This window comes from Skermanella aerolata KACC 11604 (assembly GCF_000936425.1).
In the GTDB taxonomy this organism is placed as follows: Bacteria; Pseudomonadota; Alphaproteobacteria; order Azospirillales; family Azospirillaceae; genus Skermanella; species Skermanella aerolata.
Genome location: NZ_AVFK01000003.1, coordinates 188,964 through 209,247 on the forward strand (window position 1 = coordinate 188,964; position 20,284 = coordinate 209,247).

Annotated in this window: 16 protein-coding genes; 6 read left to right on the plus strand and 10 right to left on the minus strand. The window is 64.9% G+C overall.

Annotation, left to right across the window (positions count from 1 at the left end; genetic code table 11):
- Window positions 1-2 precede the first annotated feature (2 nt).
- From N826_RS06110 to N826_RS06150, 9 genes are all read right to left on the minus strand, one after another.
- Window positions 3-998 carry a Gfo/Idh/MocA family protein gene (locus tag N826_RS06110; RefSeq protein ID WP_044426678.1) on the minus strand — a complete coding sequence of 332 codons (996 nt, stop codon included), beginning with the start codon at window positions 996-998 and terminating at the stop codon, window positions 3-5.
- On the minus strand, window positions 995-1,339 hold the full coding sequence (locus N826_RS06115; protein ID WP_044426680.1) for a cupin domain-containing protein: 345 nt from the start codon (window positions 1,337-1,339) through the stop codon (window positions 995-997). The genes N826_RS06110 and N826_RS06115 overlap by 4 nt, the downstream gene beginning before the upstream one ends.
- A gap of 21 nt (window positions 1,340-1,360) precedes the next feature.
- Window positions 1,361-2,119: a 2-dehydro-3-deoxy-D-gluconate 5-dehydrogenase KduD gene (gene kduD / locus N826_RS06120; RefSeq protein ID WP_044426682.1), complete on the minus strand. Its 759-nt coding sequence runs from the start codon at window positions 2,117-2,119 to the stop codon at window positions 1,361-1,363.
- An 11-nt stretch (window positions 2,120-2,130) separates the two neighbouring features.
- Window positions 2,131-2,967: a 5-dehydro-4-deoxy-D-glucuronate isomerase gene (gene kduI / locus N826_RS06125; protein WP_186818071.1), complete on the minus strand. Its 837-nt coding sequence runs from the start codon at window positions 2,965-2,967 to the stop codon at window positions 2,131-2,133.
- Between the two features lie 241 nt (window positions 2,968-3,208).
- Window positions 3,209-3,952, minus strand: a complete 744-nt coding sequence (locus tag N826_RS06130) for a GntR family transcriptional regulator (protein ID WP_044426685.1) — start codon at window positions 3,950-3,952, stop codon at window positions 3,209-3,211.
- A gap of 31 nt (window positions 3,953-3,983) precedes the next feature.
- Window positions 3,984-5,279 carry a TRAP transporter large permease gene (locus tag N826_RS06135; protein ID WP_044426687.1) on the minus strand — a complete coding sequence of 432 codons (1,296 nt, stop codon included), beginning with the start codon at window positions 5,277-5,279 and terminating at the stop codon, window positions 3,984-3,986.
- Window positions 5,270-5,860, minus strand: a complete 591-nt coding sequence (locus N826_RS06140) for a TRAP transporter small permease (RefSeq protein ID WP_084720528.1) — start codon at window positions 5,858-5,860, stop codon at window positions 5,270-5,272. The genes N826_RS06135 and N826_RS06140 overlap by 10 nt, the downstream gene beginning before the upstream one ends.
- A 29-nt stretch (window positions 5,861-5,889) precedes the next feature.
- A complete protein-coding gene (locus N826_RS06145; RefSeq protein ID WP_044426688.1) occupies window positions 5,890-6,879 on the minus strand; it encodes a TRAP transporter substrate-binding protein in 990 nt (329 codons plus the stop codon).
- 393 nt (window positions 6,880-7,272) lie between these two features.
- On the minus strand, window positions 7,273-10,473 hold the full coding sequence (locus N826_RS06150; protein ID WP_147040291.1) for a DUF4214 domain-containing protein: 3,201 nt from the start codon (window positions 10,471-10,473) through the stop codon (window positions 7,273-7,275).
- A 440-nt stretch (window positions 10,474-10,913) separates the two neighbouring features.
- Here N826_RS06150 and N826_RS06160 point away from each other — a divergent pair, with 440 nt between their 5' ends.
- Window positions 10,914-11,327 carry a hypothetical protein gene (locus N826_RS06160; RefSeq protein WP_044426696.1) on the plus strand — a complete coding sequence of 138 codons (414 nt, stop codon included), beginning with the start codon at window positions 10,914-10,916 and terminating at the stop codon, window positions 11,325-11,327.
- 43 nt (window positions 11,328-11,370) lie between these two features.
- Window positions 11,371-11,769, plus strand: a complete 399-nt coding sequence (locus tag N826_RS06165; RefSeq protein WP_044426699.1) for a (R)-mandelonitrile lyase — start codon at window positions 11,371-11,373, stop codon at window positions 11,767-11,769.
- A 4-nt stretch (window positions 11,770-11,773) separates the two neighbouring features.
- On the opposite strand, the gene N826_RS06170 is transcribed toward N826_RS06165, so the two are convergent.
- Complete coding sequence (locus tag N826_RS06170; RefSeq protein ID WP_084720545.1) at window positions 11,774-13,306, minus strand: SLC13 family permease; 1,533 nt, start codon at window positions 13,304-13,306, stop codon at window positions 11,774-11,776.
- Window positions 13,307-13,489: 183 nt separating this feature from the next.
- Here N826_RS06170 and N826_RS06175 point away from each other — a divergent pair, with 183 nt between their 5' ends.
- The 4 genes from N826_RS06175 (at window position 13,490) to ptsP (ending at window position 20,267) form a co-directional block, all read left to right on the plus strand.
- On the plus strand, window positions 13,490-15,271 hold the full coding sequence (locus N826_RS06175) for an L-lactate permease (RefSeq protein WP_044426702.1): 1,782 nt from the start codon (window positions 13,490-13,492) through the stop codon (window positions 15,269-15,271).
- Window positions 15,272-15,464: 193 nt separating this feature from the next.
- Window positions 15,465-16,880, plus strand: coding sequence for a GH1 family beta-glucosidase (locus N826_RS06180; protein WP_044426704.1), 1,416 nt, complete (start codon window positions 15,465-15,467; stop codon window positions 16,878-16,880).
- A 37-nt stretch (window positions 16,881-16,917) separates the two neighbouring features.
- A complete protein-coding gene (locus N826_RS06185) occupies window positions 16,918-17,568 on the plus strand; it encodes an HAD family hydrolase (protein ID WP_044426706.1) in 651 nt (216 codons plus the stop codon).
- Window positions 17,569-17,699: 131 nt separating this feature from the next.
- Complete coding sequence (gene ptsP, locus N826_RS06190) at window positions 17,700-20,267, plus strand: phosphoenolpyruvate--protein phosphotransferase (RefSeq protein ID WP_044426707.1); 2,568 nt, start codon at window positions 17,700-17,702, stop codon at window positions 20,265-20,267.
- Window positions 20,268-20,284: the final 17 nt, after the last annotated feature.

The following is a 20,284-nucleotide window of genomic DNA, read 5'->3' on the forward strand; positions in this document are numbered from 1 at the left end:
AATCAAGACGCCAGCAGCATCTCGATCAGCCGGTGGACCTTCAGCGCCTCGCGGCCATCGGCGCGCGGTGTACGCCCCTGGTCAAGCGCATCAAGAAAGTCCGCCAGCACCGCCCGATGATGTGCGTGGGAGAACGCCATCGGATCGGCGCCTCCTCCCAGCGTGCCGCCGTCGGCGCCGATCCGAATTGCTTCGCCACCGACCGGAAAAGCCTCCAGCCGGTCGCCGCTCAGCACTGCCGACCCCTTGGTGCCGGCTATCTCGATCCGCTCCGGAAATCCCGGATAGGCCGCCGTCGTGGCGTTCACAGTCGCCATCAGCCCGCCCGGCCAGCGCAGGGCGGCGCAGACCGCGTCCTCGGTATCGATCCGGCGCAGCGGCGTCGTTCCCGAAAAGCCAACGACCTCCGACGGCAGCCCCAGTAGGCTGACGAACAGGTCCAGCGTGTGGATCGCCTGGGTCAGCAGCACGCCGCCGCCGTCGCGCGCCTTCATCCCGCGTCCGGGTTGGCTGTAATACGCGTCGTCCCGCCACCAGCGCACCGATACCGCAGCCGTCAGCGGTTCGCCCAGGACGCCAGCATCCAGCAGCGCCCTCAACTCCCCCGCCGCACGACGGAACCGATGCTGGAACACCACGCCGAGCGTCAGCCCGGCCCGTTCCATGACCTCGACCACTTCGGCAGCACCGGCAGGCGTTTCCGCAAGCGGCTTCTCCAGCAGGACATGCTTGCCGGCCTCAGCCGCCCGCTTCACCAAGTCCAAGTGACTGTCCGGCGGCGCCAGCACGACCAGCGCCGAAACGGCGGGATCGTCGAACAGGGCGTCCGCCGTCTCCACCACCGGCAAGCCATAGCGCGCGGTGAACGCGACCCGCCGCTCCGGCGTCGGGCTGAAAGCGCCCACCACCTCGACCCGGTCCGACAGGTCGAGCAGGCTCTGGATATGAGGGGGCGACGCCATCCCCAGCCCGATCACGCCGACGCGGCGTTTGTTCATGCCAGGAAGTCTTCGCGCATCGGCGCGAAGGTGTCCAGCAGGACGCCGGCTTCGACCGCGACCGCGCTGTGCAGCGCATCGGCAGGCACCAGGAAGCCGTCGCCCGTCCGCAGCCGTTCCGTCTTTCCGTTGATCGTGATGTCGAAGACGCCGCTTTCCACCATGCTGCACTGGATATGCGGGTGGCTGTGCTCCGTCCCGACCGCACCGGCCTGGAACTCGATCCGCGCCATCATGACGGCGCCATTATAGCCCAGCAGCTTGCGGCGGATGCCGCCGCCCAGGTCCTGCCAGTCGGAATTGCGGTCCAGGATGAAGACGTCGCTCTGTCGGTCCGCCATAGTCTTACCTCCCATAAGAAATCAGCGCGCGAGCCAGCCGCCGTCGACCGGCAGCGTCACGCCATGCACATAGTCCGAAGCGCGCGACGCCAGGAACACCGCAGCGCCGCCAAGATCTTCCGGCTTGCCCCAGCGTCCCGCCGGGATGCGGCCCATGATCTCCGTGCTGCGCTTCTCGTCTTCCCGCAGCGCCTTGGTGTTGGCGGTGGCGAAGTAGCCGGGTGCTATCGCGTTGACGTTGATTCCGCGCCCGGCCCATTCGCAGGCCAGCAGCCGGGTCAGCCCGGCAAGCCCGCTCTTGGAGGCCGTGTACGACGGAATCCGGATGCCGCCCTGGAAGGACATCATCGACGCGATGTTGATGATCTTGCCGGAATGCCCCTCCGCCAGCACATGCCGGGCGAAGGCCTGCGACAGGAAGAACACGGACTTCAGGTTGATGTCCATGACCGCGTCCCAGTCCTCCTCCGTGAAGTCGATGCTGTCGGCCCGGCGGATCGTCCCGGCGTTGTTGACCAGGATATCCGCCCGGCCGCCCCAGGCCGTCGCTTCCTCGACGATGCGCGGGATGTCCGCCAGCGTGGCAAGCTCCGCCTTGATCGCAAGGAACGGAGCGCCCGTTTCCGCCACCAGCGCAGCCGTCTCGTCCATCGACGAGCGGCCGACGGCGGCGACACCGGCCCCCGCCCGCCCCAGCGCCACCGCGATGCCCTGGCCGATGCCGCTGTTGGCGCCGGTCACGATGGCCGTCATGCCGTGAAGGTCGAAGCTCGTATCCATCTGTCGATCCCTCAACGCAGCTCGTCCATACCGACCATGTCCATGTCGGTGAAGTCCTGGTTGTCGCCTGCCATGGCCCAGATGAAGGTGTAGTTGCTGGTTCCAACCCCGCTGTGGATCGACCACGGCGGCGAGATCAGCGCCTGCTCGTTGGAAACGACCAGATGGCGCGTCTGGCTCGGCTCGCCCATGAAGTGGAACACCCGCGCCGTCTCGGCCAGATCGAAGTAGAAATAGACCTCGCAGCGCCGGTCATGGACGTGGCAGGGCATCGTGTTCCACATGTTGTTCGGCTTCAGCACCGTCATGCCCATCACGAGCTGGGCCGTCTGGACGACTTCCGGATGCAGCATCTGGTAGATCGTCCGCTCGTTCGACTGCGCCGGATCGCCAAGCTCGACCTTCCGCGCCGCCGACAGCGGGATCTTCATGCTCTCGAACCGGGCATGGGCCGGGGCGCTGTTCAGGTAGAACTTGGCGGGCTGACCGGCGTCCAGGCTCTCGAACCGGACATCGACGCTTCCCATCGCCACGTACAGCGCGTCGCGCGGGTCCAGGTCGAACTTGACCCCATCGACCGTGACCCGGCCGGGACCGCCGACATTGATGACGCCCAGCTCGCGCCGCTTCAGGAAGGTATCCGATCCGATCGCCTTGTGCGTCTCCAGCGTGATCGGCCCTGCGACCGGCATGGCGCCGCCGACGACGAAGCGGTCCACGTGGCTGTAGGTCATGACCGTCTCGTCGGCCTCGAACAGCGTCGGCACAAGGAAGTGCTCACGAAGCTCTTCCGTATCGAAGCCGCGGACGGCGTCCGGATGCGACGCGTGCCGGATGGTCATCTTCATTGTCGGTGCCTCATGGGAAAGTGAATAGGGCAGGGATTGAAAAGCCCGTCTCATCAGGGCTTGAGAAGCCCGTCATACCAAGACTTGATCTTGGTATCTCCCAACGTAAACTTCATGAGTAACATCAATGCAAACAACTGATGGTACTCGTTCAGCTTTTGCCAGGAGATGCCAAGATCAAGTCTTGGCATGACGGTTTGTGAGTGTAGGTTTGTGGGTGGACGAGACCAGAAGCACAAACTCACTCCGGCTCACGCGTAAAGTATTCGTGGTGACTGGCGCTGACCGCATCGACCGCCGTCCGAAGCCCGTCCAGATGGGCGGCGATGCTCTTCACCGCCCGCTCCGGATCGTGGGCGGCGATCGCTTCCACCACGGCGGTATGTTCGGAAATCACCTTCAGAAGCCGGCCCGGTTCCGGCAGGGTCAGGCGGCGGCAGCGGTCCACCTGAACCTTGACCTGCTGGATGACCGTCCAGAATCCCGGATACCCGGATATCTCCGCCAGCAGCGCGTGGAACGCCTCGTCCGACTGGTGGAAGCCTTCGTGATCGCCCGAGACCCGCATGCGTTCCTGAAGTTCCAGGTTGGCGCGTAACGCCCGGATGTCCGCCGCCGTGGCGCGGGAGGCGGCATGGCGCACCGTGCCTTCCTCCAGCGTCTTGCGGATCACGATCGCTTCCGGCAGCCGGTAAAGCGGAATGCGGGAAACATAGGTCCCCGACTGGGGGAACACCTCGACCAGCCCGTCGTCGGCCAGCCGCAACACGGCCTCGCGGACCGGCGTCCGGCTGACACCGTAGCTTTCGGCGATCTGCTTCTCCGCGATCGCCTCGCCGGGCTTGCGCCGCATCGAGACGATCTCGTCACGCAGTTCGCGGAATACCACCGACGCCATCGTGGCGCCCCGCCGGGAGGAACGCAGCACCACTCCGCCGCGCCGGGCAGGCTTTGCCCCGTCTGTGTGGTCCACGGTCGACGTCATGTTCCAGCGCTCCCCTTACTATACCGGCTTGTTATTGTACCGGCTGGCCGAGCACGAAGCTGGGCAGCCAGGTCGAGAAGCCCGGTATATAGGTCACGAACAGCAGGGCAATGGTCAGTGCGGCATAAAACGGCAGGATGGTTCGCATCACCTGACCGACCGTGATGCCGCCGATGGCGCAGCCGACGAACTGCGTCGTCCCGACCGGCGGCGTGTTCAGGCCCAGCGCGCAGTTGATCAGCATGACCATGCCGAACTGTACCGGACCCATCCCCATCTCCATCGCGATCGGCAGGAAGATCGGGGTGCAGATCAGGATCGTGGACGCCATGTCCATGAAGGTGCCGAGCAGGAACAGGATGATGTTGATCATCAGAAAGATGAACAGCGGGTTGGTCGTCAGCCCCGACAGCGCCTCTCCCGTCAAATCCGCCAGCTCGTACAGGCTCATCAGGTGCTGCAACGTGGCGGACAGCCCGATCAGCAGCAGGATGATGCCGGTCGTCTTGACCGCCTTGGCGGCGGCGACCATCAGCTTTTCCCAGGTCATCGTGCGGTAGATGACGAAGGTCAGGAACAGCGACCAGCAGACCGCGATTGCGGCGGACTCCGTCGGCGTGAAGATGCCCGTCGTGATGCCGCCCAGGATGATGACGACCACCAGCAGGCCCGGCAGGGCAGCTACGAAGGTGACCAGGATCGTGTGCCAGCCGTGCCACGACGCGGCGGGATAGCCGCGCTTGACCGCCACGAAGTAGGCGGCGACCAGCATGCAGACCGTCAGGAACAGCGCCGGGACGATGCCGGCCAGCATCAGGCTGGTGATCGACACCTTGCCGCCGGTGGCGAAGGCGTAGATGATCATGTTGTGGCTGGTCGGCATCAGGGCGCCGACCAGGGACGCGTGGGTCGTGACGTTGACGGCGTAGTCGGCGTCGTAGCCTTCCTTCTTCATCATGGGGATCATGACGCCGCCCATCGCCGAGACGTCGGCAACCGGCGAACCTGACACTCCGCCGAACAGCGTGCAGGCGATCACGTTCGCCATGCCCAGGCCGCCGCGCACATGGCCGACGGCGCTCTTCGCCAGATCGACGATCTTCTGCGCGATGCCGCCATGCAGCATCAACTCGCCGGAGAAGATGAAGAACGGGATGGCCAGGAACGAGAAGATGTTCATCCCGGAAACCATCCGCTGGAACACCACGGCGACCGGGATGCCCTCGAACGAGATGGCGGCGACGCAGGCGAGACCGATGGCGAAGGCCACCGGGACGCCCAGGACCAGGAGGAAGCCGAAGCTGCCGGACAGGATCATCAGTGCCATGACGGCTCGACCTCCCTGTGCTGTAGGGTCGCGATGACGTGCTCGGTCGAGAACATGCAGATCAGCACGCCCGCCAGCACGACCGGGATGTATTGGACGCCCTGCGACAGGCCATGCAGCGTCGGCATGCTGTACTCCCAGACCGACATCATGATTTCCCAGCCGTAGATGACCATCGTCAGCGCGAAGACGATCGTCAGGCAGTGGATGATGATCTCGCAGACGCGCTGCGCGCGTTCGGGCAGCAGGACCACCAGCGATTCCATGCCGATGTGCCCCGCGTCGCGGACGCCGGCCGCGGCCCCCAGCATCGTGACCCAGATGACCAGCAGCAAGGCGGTGCTTTCCGCCCAGACCGGGGTGTCGTTCAGCACGTAGCGGCCAAACACCTGCCACACCACCGAGGCGACGATGCCGAACAGCCCGGCGACCGCCAGCTTCATGCACAAGCGGCTGATTACGGCATTGACGGGCGTCAGGATCGGGATGGCCGCCTTCCGGATCGTCGAAGGCGTGCCCGGCACGCCTTCGAGTTCACCGTCGGGGCGGCTCGGAACGATCACCCCCGTATGAGGGGTCATCGTTCCAGGGACCACCGTGTTCCGAGCCATTACTTCTGGGCCATGGCGCGGTTGGCCAGATCCTTCAGTTTATCGTCGCTCAGGAACTTGTCGTAGACCGGCTTCATGGTCTCCTGGAAGGCAGCCTTGTCGACATCGGTGACGATGGTGGCGCCGCCGGCGACGACGTCGGCCTTGGCCTTCGCCTGACGCTCGTCCCAGAGCTGGCGCATGTAGGGGACGGACTCCTTGGCCGCCTTGCGGATGGTCGCCTGCTCTTCCGCCGACAGCCCGTCCCAGATCTTCTTGGAGAACACCAGCACTTCCGGCGCCATCGAGTGCTCGGTCACGCTGTAGAACTTCGCCGCTTCGAAGTGGCGGAACGACTGGAACGAGGAATAGTTGTTCTCCGCCGCATCGACCAGACCGGTCTTCAACGCGGTGTAGACTTCCGCCGCCGGCATCGGCGTCGCGTTTGCGCCCATGGCGCCCAGGATCGCGACCCACAGGTCGGACTGCTGCACGCGGATCTTCATGCCCTTGACGTCGGCCGGGGAATGAACCGCCTTCTTCGCGTAGATCGAGCGCGAACCGCTGTCGTAGAACGCCAGCCCGATGAAGCCGGCCTTCTCGAACGAAGCCAGGATCTCGTCGCCGATCGGACCGTCCAGCACGGCGCGCATATGCGCTTCGTCGCGGAACAGGAACGGCATCGACGGCACCAGCGTTTCCGGCACGATGTTGTGGAAAGCGGCGGTGTTGACGCGGACCATGTCCAGCCCGCCGATCTTGACCTGCTCGACCGTGTCCTTCTCCGACCCCAGCGCGCTGTCGCCGAACACCTTGATGCCGTACTTGCCGTCGGTCGCCTTCTTGACCAACTCGCCGGCATAGACGACCGCCTTGACGGTCGGGTAATCCTTGGGGTGAACGTCGGCGGAGCGGAAGTCGCGCGCGATGGCAGCGCTACCAATTGCGGAACCGAACGTCAGCGCGGTCGCCATCAGCAGGCCGGCCAGGAACTTCTTGTTCACCTTCATTGGGTCATTCCTCCAGAGAATACGGACGTGTCTTGAGGGTCGGGAAAATCCCGCGCCGGCAGTCTCGTCAGGGAGGAAAAGTGATGTTTCCGGGACGTGAGGGTCATTGCCCTTCTGCGCGCCTGAAACGCTGTCTTCCTCCCCGTATAGGCGGGCTCATTATCGCTACGGCCCGTTTCGTGCCCTCAATATACTAATATATTTGTTTGCTCGGCAAGAAGAATTTTATGGCAAACACGCATGCAAAAGGATGCTCGCGACCGCATCGATCGACGACCCCGGCGGCTAAGGTGTGGATAGCCCATGGAGAAAACCCCGCCGCCCTAAAGGGCAGCGGGGTCCTGTCTCACCTCGTCATTTGGATTTCCGGAAGATACCGGGCCGGGATCGACCTTAAGCCAGCGTCAGGGAGCCGGAAGTGGTTGCGACGGCGGCGAAGGTCGCCGACGCCAGATCCACCACGCCGACCAGTTTCACGACGGAGTCGACGCCGTTCTGATACGTGGCCGAGTTGCTGTTGTCCTCCACGATAAAGGTGTTGCTGTTGTACTGGAACCAGGCGAGGTTGGAGTTGGTGCTGTTGTCGCCGGAGGCGTTCACCGCCGCATCCAGGTAGTCCTGAAACACCGCCGTATCCGCCAGGCTGATCTTGGCCGAAGTGAAAGTGCTTGTGCCGCTGGTCTGACCGCTGTCGGTGAAGACCAGCCTGAGGCCGGCATGGGCATCGGTGATCGCGCTGTAGGAGTTTCCGTTGGTCGCCACGCTGCTGAACGTCACCACATCGGCGCCTGTGCCGGTGGTGATGGTGTTGACGCCGCTGCCTACGGTTACGGTGTCAACGCCGGTGCCGCCGGTATAGGTATTGTTGCCGGTGGTCGCCGTGAAGGCATTGGCTCCGTTGCCCAAGTCCACGGTGTTGTTGCCGGTCGTCAACGTCACCGTGTCTGCTCCGGTTCCACCCGTGACGGTGTGGTTCCCGGTGGTGCTTGTCAGCGTGTTGGTGCCGTTGCCAAGGTCGATCACGTTGGCCTTGCCGTTGCTGGCCGTGACCGCATCGTTGCCCGAACCGCCGGTGTAGGTGACGACGCCGCCGGTCGCGGCACTGAAATTGACCGTGTTGGTGCCGGTGGCGCTGCCCTTGATGGTGGCGGCCGAAGTCAGGGCGCCCGAGGTGTAGGTGAAACCGCCGAGCGTGATGCCGCTGGCATCCACCGTGGTCGCGGCCGTGCTGGTCGCCGTCAGCGTCAACCCGGCATTGCCGCCGACCGTGATCGTCTTGACCGAGTTGCCCAGGAGCGTGACGGAGTCGTTGAAGGTGCCGCTCGGCGTTGCCTGGGTGTCGGCGGTCGTGATCGCGAAGGTCTCTACGCCGGATGCGGTGATCCCGGTCGAGGCGAAGGCGACGCCGGCGCCCGAACCGTCGGTCAGGAGCAGGTTGACCTTATCGGACGCGCCGGCGGTGAAGGCGGAGTTGCCGATCGTGTAGGCGGTGCCGGCACCGTTCAGGACCAGCGTCCCGTCGCTGGGCAGGTTGCTCAGCGTCAGGCCGTTGCCGCCCGACGTGGTGACGTGGTTGAAGTCGCCGAGAACCGACAGGTCGATCGTCTGGTTGGTGGCGCCGGTCAGGATGACGCGTTCGAACCCGGTCACGATGCCGGCGAACGTGCCGGAACCCGAGGCTGTCGCGGCAAGGGCCGCCGTCATGGTCAGGGTATCGGTACCCTCGCCGCCGGCCAGGGCGGCGGTCGGGGTGCTGCTGTTCCCCAATGTGAGCGTATCGTCGCCGGCCCCCAGCGAAATCGCCTTGCCCGGGGTCGCCGCCGACAATGTCACCTTGTCTATGCCGGCGCCGCCGGTGAAGGTCGCCTTGGAGGCGTCGATCGTAACCGTCGACGTGCCGGTCGTCGCCGACGTGTCGACGGCGGTCACGGTGGCGCCGGAGAAGTCGGCCGTGACGCCGGCGGCGCCGCTGACCGCAACCGTGGACAGGGCGGTCATGCCGGCCGTGGAGGTCAGCGCCAGGCCATGCGTGCCCGCGACCGTCAGGGTGGACATCGCGCCGGTGGTGATGTTGGCGAGGGTCGAGTTCTTGGTCGCCGTGGTGACGTTCAGGGTCGTGTAGATGTCGGCGTCGTCCAGGGTGCCGCCGGTCTGGCCGTTGAGCGTCAGGGCCAGGGTCTTGTTGGTGGCGGTGGTCAGGCCGCTGTTGTCGATGATGATGTTGCCGGAGCCGTTGGCCAAATGCAGGTCGGTCAAGGCGTTGTCGGCGATCGAGAGGGTCGTGAAGCCGTTGACGTTGACGGATGTGATCGTACCGGCCGCGGTGGTGCTGCCGGAATTGACGTCGGTGATCGATACCGAGTTGGCGGTGATCCCGGCGACCGTTGCCGACGCGGTGGCGGCGGCGGTCGAGGTGACGGTGACGGCGGTGGTCGAGGCGCCGCCGGTGACGGCAACCGCGCCGTTCGTCTGTGTCGTGTTGACGGCGTTGGACGCGGTCTGTGTGATATCGACAGTGGTGCCGCCCTTGACGGTGATGGCACCGGCGCTAGCGGCGCCGGTGGTGGCGCGGCTGACCATGACGGCGCCGGTCGGCGCGGTGGTGGTGCCGACCGTGATAGCGCCGGTGGTCGCACCCGTCGACGTCACGGAAACGGCGGCTCCCCCATTGACGGTAATGGCACCTGCCGCCTGGGCGCTGTCGGTGACCGTCACGGCGGTGGTTCCGGCAGCGACGATGCTGCCCGAGGCATTGCCGCCGACTTCGGTGACCGTCAGGCTGTTGAGGCCGGTCCAGCCGGAGACATCGGCGCTGACGGTCTGGGCGGAAGCAAGCTTGGCCGTTTCCACGTTCGAGACGGTCGTCGTCGAGGAAACAGCGATCGCATCGGTATCGGTAACGTTCAGGGTGTCGGTGCCGCCGGCTCCGTCGATGCTGTCGAGGGCCGACAGGCCGCCGGCGACGATCGACTTGATCGTGTCGTTGCCTGCGGTGCCCGCGACGTCGTCGATCCCGCTGGTCAGCGTAAATGTCTGGCCGGCAGGCTGCGGCACGTAGTCGTTCAGGCTACCGGAGTAATCCTCCGTCCCCTTGCCGGCGTTGTCCAGGAATGTGGACACCGACGATGCGGTGGAATTCTTAAACTCCTGAGACTCGGAGAAACCCGCCAGGATCTTGGCGGCGCTCAGGCCGGAATTGACCCAGTTGGACAGACCGGCGGCATCCGGTGCCCGGCCTAGGACCTGATAATAGAGCGAGGTGACGAAAGCCTCGCTGACCGAGTTGCTGCCGTAGCGGTTGAGGAATTCCTGGGAGTTGGCGAAACCGTCGGCGATCGCTTCCATCGACAGGCCGGAATTGACCCAGTTCTTGAGACCGCCTTGGTCCGGCACCCGGCCGAAGGCCGCCTGATACATGCGGATCACGGCGTGGACGTTCTGTCCTTCCGACGAGTTGATGAAGGCTTGGCGAACCTGCTCCATCGTCAGCGCGCCCGAATTCACCGGCGCTTCCCAGCCGCGCACTTCATCGTCGGAAGCGTCGCGCTGAAGGATATTCAAGTAGCACGATTTGATATCAGTGAAATTTGACACGATTTCGCCTCTTGGACTTGTTATTATAAAGTTTGAATGAAACAATTCGGAGATGGATTGCCATCTCCTCTCCGCCTAACCTGGATGAAACTCCAGGTCCGGAGGAGGTCGGCATTCGGACGGCAGGCAGTTCGCCGCACGAATGTCGAAGGCGCCGATCTCGGCGGCGCCTTCGACATTCGTGCGATTCCCGGAGTGTCATCGCCGGAAAGACTTGGTCTGATGGTCGATTCTGCCTTGGAGTTCAGGTTGACGATGACGAGTACTATCTGGCATGGGATCGAACATCCGAGCTGCGAGGAAACGGCCTTTGTAACTATGTCGTTCGCCAATTCTTAGCGAAAAAGATTAATTTTTTATTAGATTTGTAAATATCTGATTTTTCTGGGCAAGTTTGGGAAATCAGGAAACGCCTCGGCGTCCCATGAAGGAGATTGGCAATGAAGCCGAATGCGGCTGTCTCGTTCGTCGTCTGCGTGCTGCTGGCAGCAAGTTTCCCGGTTGAGGCTGGGGAAACGCAAAAGACGGTGCGATTCGCCAAGGGCAAGTCCTCGGCAACCATGACGGACTCGATAAAAGGCGACACCTCCATCGCCTACATGCTGAACGCCAGGGCCGGGCAGGTCATGTCGGTCCTGTTCTCGCCCGGGAACACCAGTTGCTACATGAACGTGTCCGAACCGGGGGCCGATTCGGCCGTCCATATCGGCTCGTCCGCCGGCAACGAATATGCGGCCAACCTTGCCGCCAGCGGCGACTACAGGATCCAGGTCTACCTGATGCGCAACGCCGCGCGACGCAACGAGACATGCAAGTTTTCCATTACCTTCGAGGTGACGGGCGGCAGCATGTGACCGCAATCCCGACCCGCAGAAGACGACTCAAGGGAAGACGACGATGGAAATCAAGAGAAGCGGATCGCAGCCATCGGGCAAGGGACCGGCGGACTGGTTCACCGGCGCCGTCCGGATCGACCCGCTGTTCAGCCCGCCCGATCCAGCCCGGGTCGCAGGCGCCTGCGTCACGTTCGAACCCGGCGCCCGCACCGCCTGGCATACCCATCCACTCGGCCAGACCCTCGTCGTGACCGCCGGCTGCGGCTGGACGCAGCGCGAGGGCGGACCTGTCGAGGAGATCCGCCCCGGCGACGTCGTCTGGTTCCCACCGGGAGAGAAGCACTGGCACGGAGCCACCGCCACCACCGGCATGACCCACATCGCGATCCAGGAAAAGCTCGACGGCAAGGCCGTCGACTGGCTGGAACAGGTATCCGACGACCAATACCGGCTGGCCTGACCGCTCAGCCGACCCGGAACAGCGTGCCGACCGCCAGATACGTCAGGCCGGTGATCAGGACCGTGCTGATCAGGTTCAGGTAAAGGCCGGCCTTCGCCATGTCGGCCACGGTCAGGTTGCCGCTGCCGTAGACGATGGCATTGGGAGGAGTCGCCACCGGCAGCATGAAGGCGCAGGACGCCGCCAGCGCCACCGGGACCGTCAGCATGAACGGGTCCATGCCGATGCCGACCGCAACCGATCCGACCAGCGGCAGGAAAGCCGCCGCCGTCGCGGTGTTGCTGGTCAGCTCGGTCAGGAAGATGACGGCCAGCGTCGCGACCAGCATTACCAGGATGACCGGCCACGTGCTGAGCAGGCTCAGCATCTCGCCCAGCCATTCGGCGAGGCCGCTGTCCGAGATCGCCGACGCTAGCGACAGCCCACCGCCGAACAGCAGCAGCACGCCCCACGGCAGCTTGCGGGCGGTGTCCCAATCCATCAGGAAGCCGCCCCGATCCGATCCGGACGGGATCAGGAACAGCACGACCGCCGCCGCCATCGCGACCACCGTGTCGTCGATGCCGGGAACGAAGTCCGAGAGCAGGGGCCGCAGTATCCAGGTCGCCGCCGTGACGACGAAGACGGTCCCGACCAGCTTCTCCGGCCTGGTCATCGGCCCCAGATTGGCGATCTCACCGCTGACGGCGCTCATCGCGCCCTTGATCGCCCCGGCGGGCGTCGGGAACACGATCTTGGTCAGCAGCAGCCATGTCAGAGCCAGCATGACCACGACCAGCGGCACGCCGACCACCATCCACTGGGCGAATCCGATCTCCACCTGATATGTCCGTGACATATAGGCAGCCAGCAGCGCGTTGGGAGGCGTGCCGATCAGCGTCGCCAAGCCGCCGATGCTGGCTCCGTAGGCCACCGCCAGCAGCAGCGAAACGGCGAAGTTCCGCCGCCCGGCACCCTGTCCGTCCTGGTTCCGGTCGCGCTCGACCAGCGCTATCACCGACAGCGCGACCGGCAGCATCATCACCGCCGTCGCGGTGTTGCTGACCCACATGCTGAGGAACGCGGTCGCCAGCATGAACCCGCCGACCAGCCGCGCCGGCTCGGTGCCGACCCACGAAATGATGGTCAGCGCGATGCGCCGGTGCAGGTTCCAGCGTTGCAGCCCAAGCCCCAGCACGAACCCGCCGAGAAACAGGAAGATCAGCGGATCGGCATAGGGGGACGCTGCTTCGCGCGTCGTCGCCACCCCCAGCAGCGGGAACAGGACCAGCGGCACCACGGCGGTGGCGGCCAACGGCAGGGCTTCGGTCACCCACCAGGCCGCCATCAGCACGGCGACCGCCGCCACGGTCCAGGCCTCGTCGGACATGCCGGCGGGAGCGGGAAGCATCAGCATGACCACGAACAGCAGGAACCCCGCCGCGATTCCCATGAACGGACGGCCGATCGGTGCTTTCCCGATCTGCCCGTCGGCCGCACCGGGAGCGGTGTCACCGGGGCCTGCCGTGGTTGCGGCCTTTCCTTCGGATGTCGCCATTGTTCCGGTTTCCTCCAGCATTCTTGAAAGGCGAAAGGCGCGGGAGTCGTTTCCCGCACCCGGCCTATTTGTGCGTGGAGGAGCAAAAATCGATCATCATGTGCTGAACTGGCCGCCTCGAGATCCATATAGGGCGCCGGTCAAAACAAAAACCAAGATAACGGGGAGCACTGGGAAAGCCTTATGGCCCAAAGTCTGCTGTTCTTACTGGCATTGATGCCGATTGTCATTGTCTTCGTCCTGCTGGTGGCGCTTCGCCGGTCCGCCAAGCTGACGATGGCCATCGCTTATGCTGCGACCGCCCTGATTGCCCTGACGCTGTGGGGCACCCCGATCGAGACCGTGATGGGAGCCTCGGTCAACGGTCTGGTGACGGCGGTCAATGTCCTCTACATCGTGTTCGGGGCCATCCTGCTGCTCTATACGCTCGAAGAGAGCGGAGCGATCAGCCGTATCCGGCAAGGTTTCACGTCGATCTCGCCCGACCGCCGCGTCCAGGCCATCCTGATCGCTTGGCTGTTCGGCTCCCTGGTCGAAGGCGCCTCCGGATTCGGCACCCCGGCTGCGATCGCGGCGCCGCTGCTGGTCGCCATCGGGTTTCCCGCCATGGCGGCGGTGCTGGCGGCCCTCATCATCCAGAGCACGCCGGTTTCGTTCGGTGCCGTCGGAACGCCGATCCTGCTCGGCGTCAACACGGGTCTGGCGAACCAGGAGGTGGTCACCAGCACGATCGCACCGATGGCGTTCAGCGATTATCTGGTCCACATCGCCGTCAACGTCGCGATGGTCCACGCACTGGTCGGATTCCTGATCCCGCTGATCATGGTCGCGATGATCACCCGGTTCTTCGGGCCGAACCGCAGCTTCGCCGAGGGCTTCGCCGCCTGGAAGTTCGCCCTTTTCGCCGGCATCGCCTTCACCGTGCCCTACTATCTGGTGGCTGCCGCCTTCGGGCCCGAATTTCCGTCGCTGATCGGCGCCATGATCGGCCTCGCGATCGTGATCCCGGCGGCAAGGCGCGGCCTCTTCCTGCCGCGCGAGGTCTTCGACTTCGGTCCCCGCAAGAACTGGGAGGAGCGCTGGGTCGGAACCCTGGAACAGTCCCAGCAAACGGCTGAGCACGAGCAGCCGATGTCGCTCCTGAAGGCATGGACGCCCTATCTGATGGTCGCCCTGCTCCTGATCGCGACCCGCACGATCGCACCGCTCAAGAGCTTCCTGACCTCTCCCGAGATGACGCTGAGCCTGACCAACCTGTTCGGTTCCGGCATCTCCGCCTCCTCTCAGCCGCTCTATCTGCCCGGCACGGTGTTCGTCCTGGTGTCGCTGTTCGCGTTCTTCTTCCAGGGCATGGGCAAGGGCGGCAGCTACCGCAGGGTCTGGTCGCTCTCGGGCAGCACGATGATCAAGGCGGCGCCGGCACTGCTTCTGGCCGTGCCGATGGTCCAGGTCTTCATCAACTCCGCGTCCACCGACTACCTCAGCATGCCGCTCGTGCTCGCCGGCGGCGTTTCCGCCGTCTCGGGCGAGTTCTGGCCCCTCGTTTCGCCCATCGTCGGAGCGCTCGGCGCCTTTATCGCCGGGTCGAACACGGTGAGCAACATGATGTTCTCGCTGTTCCAGTTCTCGACGGCGATCAATATCGGTCTCGCTTCCGCCGGCGCCGCCCTGGTGGTGACCTTGCAGGCGGTAGGTGGTGCTGCCGGCAACATGATCTGCGTCCACAACGTCGTGGCCGCCTCCGCCACCGTCGGTCTGGTCAACCGCGAGGGCGACCTGATCCGCATGGCCCTGCTGCCGATGATCTACTACGTGGTCCAGGCCGGCCTGATCGGCATGGCCCTGATCGCCGGCGGCCTGAACCTCTGGTGGATCGGCGCCGTCGTCTGGCCGATCGCCTGCCTCCTGGCGATGCGCAACTCGCCAAGCGGTAAGCCCGCCGTCGCGGTTTCGGCGGCGCATTGATCGACTGCGTCCCCGTTCCTTCATCAGGGACGGGGATGCGGTTTTTTGCCTATGGGCACAAGCCGCCGCACTTTCATGAAACCGAGAAACTGACGTATCCTCAACTCTCAGTTTCTTTGAAACTTCCCGGATCAAAGCTCCGCCGTCCGCCGTTCCCAACTCTGATGAAAGACAGGCGAGGGGGGCAGGGAAAATGGAGTTCCGGTTTCCGGACGGGTTCATCTGGGGCGCCGCCACCGCCGCCTTGCAGATCGAGGGCGCGACGCGGGAAGACGGGCGCGGCCCGTCCCAATGGGATGTCTTCTGCCGCGAGCACCCGGAGCGGATCTGGCAGGAAGCGACGCCCGATCTCGCCTGCGACCACTACCACCGCTGGCCGGAAGATGTCGGCCTGATCAAGCAGTTCGGCCAGAACGGCTACCGCCTGTCGATCGCGTGGCCCCGCATCATCCCCGATGGCACCGGTGCCATAAACCCCGCCGGCGTCGCCTTCTACCGCAAGCTTTTCGCGGCCCTGATCGAAGCCGGGATCGAGCCCAACGTCACTCTCTACCACTGGGACCTGCCGCAACCGCTGGCAGCAAGCGGCGGCTGGGAAAACCCCGCCACCCTGGACGCCTTCCTCCGCTACGCCCGCGTCTGCTTCGAGGAATTCGGCGATAAGGTCAAGCTGTGGTCCACCTTCAACGAGCCGTCATGGTCCACGCTCAACGGCTACGTCACTGCTTTGCATCCGCCGCTCAAGCACGACTACAAAGCCGCCGTCCAGGTCGCCTACAACCTGATGGTCGCCCACGCCCGCACCGTCAAGCTGTTCCACTCGCTCGACAGCGGGAGTGGCCGGGGCATGATCGGCATTGTGCAGAACATGTGCCCGGTCTACCCCGCAACCGACAACGCCGCCGACGCCAAGGCCGCCAGCATCGCCGACGCGGTCTATAACCGCTGGTTCATCGACCCAGCATTGCTGGGCGAATTCCCGCGCGAAGCAGTAGACCTCTACCGCGAGCATAACATCCTGCCGGAGATGAAGCGCAAGGACCTCGACTTCATCGCCGGCGACACCGTCGACTTCATCGGCGTCAATTACTACTTCCCTCACTACGCCTCGGCGGATGCTGATGAGACGATCTTCGGCCTCAACACCTCCGGCAACAAGGACGAGGACTGCCACTTCTCGATCAAGGGGCAGTTCAAGTTCGTCAAGAACCCTGCGGGCCGCTATACCGACTGGGCCTGGGAAATCTATCCTCCCGGCCTTTACGACCTGCTCGCCCGCGCCCACCAGTACCGCCCCGGCATGCCGATCTACGTGACCGAGAACGGCATCGGCGCGCAGGAAACCCTGAATGCCGAAGACACCGTGGACGACCAGTACCGGATCGATTTCGTCCGCGAGCACCTGGAGGTGATCCACCGCGCGATCGGCGAGGGGATGAACGTGCGGGGCTATTACATGTGGGCGCTGCTGGACAACTTCAGCTGGCTGAACGGCTATAAGAAGCGCTACGGTTTCTTCTTCGTCGATCGCGACACCATGCAGCGCTATCCGAAGAAAAGCGCATACTGGTACCGGGACATAGCAGCACAAAACGGCTTTTCCACCTGACAACGATCAATGAATAACTGCCGGGGACGGTCGAACGATGAACGATAATCAGCAATTCCGCGCCGTTATGTGGGATATCGACGGCACCCTGCTGCTCAGCGAGTCCATGCATTTCCGGGCCTTGCGCCACACGGTAGGGACTGAGGGCAAGCACGTCCCCGACGACTTCCACCACGAGATCGTCGGACGCGCCGCCCGCGTCGTCTACCAGACGGTCCGCGAGCGCTTCGACCTCGAGATGAGCTTCGACCAGTTCCGCCGCCTGAAATACGGCTACTACACCGAACACGCTCACGAGATCCAAGTCCGGCCCGGCGCCCTCGAAGCGTGGCGCACCTTCGAGGAACACGGCCTCCGCCAAGCCCTTGTCTCCAACTCCGACCGGATCGTCGTTAACGCCAATATCCGCGTGCTGGGGCTGGAGCAGCCGGGCTTTATCTCCGTCTCGATCAACGACGTGGTCAACGGTAAGCCGCACCCGGAACCCTACCATCGCGGCGCAGCATTGCTCGGGGTCGAGCCGCACCAATGCATCGCCGTCGAGGACAGCCCGACCGGTGCCCGCGCGGCCCATGCCGCCGGCACCCGCGTCATCGCGTGGCCGGAGGACGTGGAACTTGAGTTCCCGCCGGAAATTCCGCCCATCTCCGACATCGGGGCGGAGGTAGCGAACATCCTCAAGGTGTAGATTGGAGCAGAAGAGCAGGTCTTTGAACACCGAAGGGGGACTGAGCGTTCGGGGAAGCAGCCGTATAACCAAAACAACCGGACCCGCGGGGGCAGGGGCCACCGCGCACCGGTGAACATCGGGGAGGCACCATGCAGACGACTTCCCAGTCCAGCCTGAAGCCTGATAGCCTGAAGATCGTCGCACCACTCGGGGGCATCCTCGTGCCCCTGGATCAGGTGCCCGATCCCGTTTTCGCCCAGAAGATGGTGGGAGACGGGATCTCCCTGGACCCTATCTCAAACGAACTGCTGGCGCCGGTCTCCGGCACCGTGACCCAGCTCCACAACGCCCACCACGCCCTCACGATCACGACACCGGAAGGTATCGAGGTCCTGGTCCATATCGGGTTGGACACCGTGATGCTGCGCGGCGACGGCTTCTCGCCGCGCGTCAAGATGGGCGACACGGTCAAGGTCGGCCAGCCCGTCATCGGCTTCGACGCCGACCGCGTCGGCCGCAACGCCCGCAGCCTGCTGACCGAGATCGTCGTCGCCAACTTCGAGCGCGTCGCCCACATGACCCCCGCAACCGGGATGGTCGAAGCCGGCCGCAGCGTCATCCTGGAACTGACGCTCAAGGACGGTGCCGCGAACGGTACGGGCGTCGCCGATACCGCAGCACCCGGAGCCGAAGCCCAGTCCGAAGGCATCCCCCTGCCGAACCACGCTGGGCTGCACGCAAGGCCCGCCGCCGTGCTGGCCGGCGCCGCCAAGACCTTCAGTTCCCAAATTCACCTGATCCGGGGTGACGACAAGGTCAACGCCAAGTCGCTGGTCGCGATCATGGGCCTGTCCACCAAGCAGGGCGATGTCGTCACGATCAAGGCGACCGGCCCCGATGCCGACAAAGCAATCGCCGCCCTGGCGACCCTGATAGCGGACGGCTGCGGCGAGAAGCCCGGCGAGGCACCGCAGCCCGCCGCCGAAACGGCAGCCACAACAGCCCGCGCCTTCCCGACCGACGCCAACGAGATCGCCGGCGTCCCGGCCTCCCCAGGTCTCGCCATCGGCCAGATCTTCCAGTACCGCCACGACGTGGTCGAAGTGGAGCAGAAGGGCGGCGCCTCCGCCGACGAGCGCCGCAAGCTCGACACCGCCCTGGCCGAAGCCGGCAGCCAGATCGAAGAGCTGAAGGGGCACATGCGCGACCCCTCCAAGGCGAAGATCCTGGACGCCCACAAAGAACTGCTCGAAGACCCCGACCTCGTCAATCTGGCGCTCGACGGCATAGCAGGCGGCTCCAGCGCCGCCTATTCCTGGCGCGAAGCCTTCACCCGCTACGCCAAGCAGTTGGAAGGCCTCGACAATCCCCTGCTGCGCGAGCGCGCCACCGACATCCGCGATGTCGGCAGGCGGGTTCTCGGCCTGCTGGCCGGGATCCGCCAAGAGAAGATCGAAGTCCCGCAGGACGCCATCCTGGTCGCCGAAGACCTGGCGCCCTCCGACATCGCGTCGATCGACCGCACCCGCGTCCTGGGCTTCTGCACCACCAGCGGCGGCGCCACCAGCCACGTCGCGATCATCGCCCGCTCGTTCGGCATCCCCGCGATCTGCGGCATCGACGAATCGGCCCTGCATCTCGACAACGGCGCCCAGGTCCTGCTCGACGGCGGACGCGGCATGCTCCGCCGCAACCCGAACGAAGCGGAAGTCGCCCGTGCCCGCGAGCAGATCGCCAAGTTAGCCGAGCGCCGCCGGGAAGAACTGGCGACCGCGATGCAGCCGGCGCAGACCCGCGACGGCCACCGGATCGAAGTCGTCGCCAATATCCGCAACGCCGACGACGCCCTTGCGGCGGTCGCCGCCGGGGGCGAAGGCGTCGGCCTGTTGCGCTCCGAGTTCCTGTTCGACGAACGCGATCAGGCCCCCAGCGAGGACGAGCAAGCCCGATCCTACGGCGCCGTCGCCGAAGTGCTTGGCCGTGGCCGCCCCCTGATCATCCGCACCCTGGATGTCGGCGGCGACAAGCCGCTCTCGTATCTGCCGCTTCCCAAGGAGGAAAACCCCTTCCTGGGATTACGCGGCATCCGGGTCAGCCTGGACCAGCCGGAGATGTTCCGCACTCAGCTTCGCGCCATCCTGCGGGCGGCTCCCCTATCCGACCTGCACATCATGTTCCCGATGATCGCGACGCTGGAGGAACTGCGCGCCGCCAAGCGCATCCTGGCGGAGGAACAGGCCGCCGGCGCCAGCGAGACCAGCGCCGCCGCCAGCGTCAAGGTCGGCATCATGGTCGAAGTACCGTCCGCCGCCGTCCAGGCCGACATCCTGGCCGCCGAATGCGACTTCTTCTCGATCGGCACCAACGACCTGACCCAGTACACGCTGGCGATGGACCGGGGCCACCCCAAACTGGCCCGCCAAGCCGACGGGTTGCACCCGGCTGTTCTCCGCATGATCAAGCTGACGACTGATGGCGCCCGGAAGCACGGCAAATGGGTCGGCGTCTGCGGCGGCATCGCGTCCGACCTGATCGCGATCCCGGTCCTGATCGGGCTTGGCGTCAAGGAGCTTTCCGTCACCGTGCCGACGATCCCGGCGATCAAGGCCGCCATCGGCAGGCTCTCCCTGTCCGAATGCCAAGCCTTGGCGGACGAAGTGCTGGCGCTGGGAACGGCGGAGCAGGTCCGGGCGCGGCTGGCCCCCTTCGCGGAATGACGGTCGATCGACCGACA

Excerpts from the sequence above, each read along its gene's own strand:
- kduD (WP_044426682.1), bottom strand. The coding sequence starts at position 2,119 with ATGGATACGAGCTTCGACCTTCACGGCATGACGGCCATCGTGACCGGC.
- N826_RS06135 (WP_044426687.1), bottom strand. The coding sequence starts at position 5,279 with ATGGCACTGATGATCCTGTCCGGCAGCTTCGGCTTCCTCCTGGTCCTG.
- N826_RS06115 (WP_044426680.1), bottom strand. The coding sequence starts at position 1,339 with ATGGCGGACCGACAGAGCGACGTCTTCATCCTGGACCGCAATTCCGAC.
- N826_RS06110 (WP_044426678.1), bottom strand. The coding sequence starts at position 998 with ATGAACAAACGCCGCGTCGGCGTGATCGGGCTGGGGATGGCGTCGCCC.
- N826_RS06175 (WP_044426702.1), top strand. The coding sequence starts at position 13,490 with ATGGCCCAAAGTCTGCTGTTCTTACTGGCATTGATGCCGATTGTCATT.
- N826_RS06130 (WP_044426685.1), bottom strand. The coding sequence starts at position 3,952 with ATGACGTCGACCGTGGACCACACAGACGGGGCAAAGCCTGCCCGGCGC.
- kduI (WP_186818071.1), bottom strand. The coding sequence starts at position 2,967 with ATGAAGATGACCATCCGGCACGCGTCGCATCCGGACGCCGTCCGCGGC.
- N826_RS06185 (WP_044426706.1), top strand. The coding sequence starts at position 16,918 with ATGAACGATAATCAGCAATTCCGCGCCGTTATGTGGGATATCGACGGC.
- N826_RS06160 (WP_044426696.1), top strand. The coding sequence starts at position 10,914 with ATGAAGCCGAATGCGGCTGTCTCGTTCGTCGTCTGCGTGCTGCTGGCA.
- N826_RS06165 (WP_044426699.1), top strand. The coding sequence starts at position 11,371 with ATGGAAATCAAGAGAAGCGGATCGCAGCCATCGGGCAAGGGACCGGCG.
- N826_RS06180 (WP_044426704.1), top strand. The coding sequence starts at position 15,465 with ATGGAGTTCCGGTTTCCGGACGGGTTCATCTGGGGCGCCGCCACCGCC.
- ptsP (WP_044426707.1), top strand. The coding sequence starts at position 17,700 with ATGCAGACGACTTCCCAGTCCAGCCTGAAGCCTGATAGCCTGAAGATC.
- N826_RS06145 (WP_044426688.1), bottom strand. The coding sequence starts at position 6,879 with ATGAAGGTGAACAAGAAGTTCCTGGCCGGCCTGCTGATGGCGACCGCG.
- N826_RS06170 (WP_084720545.1), bottom strand. The coding sequence starts at position 13,306 with ATGGCGACATCCGAAGGAAAGGCCGCAACCACGGCAGGCCCCGGTGAC.
- N826_RS06140 (WP_084720528.1), bottom strand. The coding sequence starts at position 5,860 with ATGACCCCTCATACGGGGGTGATCGTTCCGAGCCGCCCCGACGGTGAA.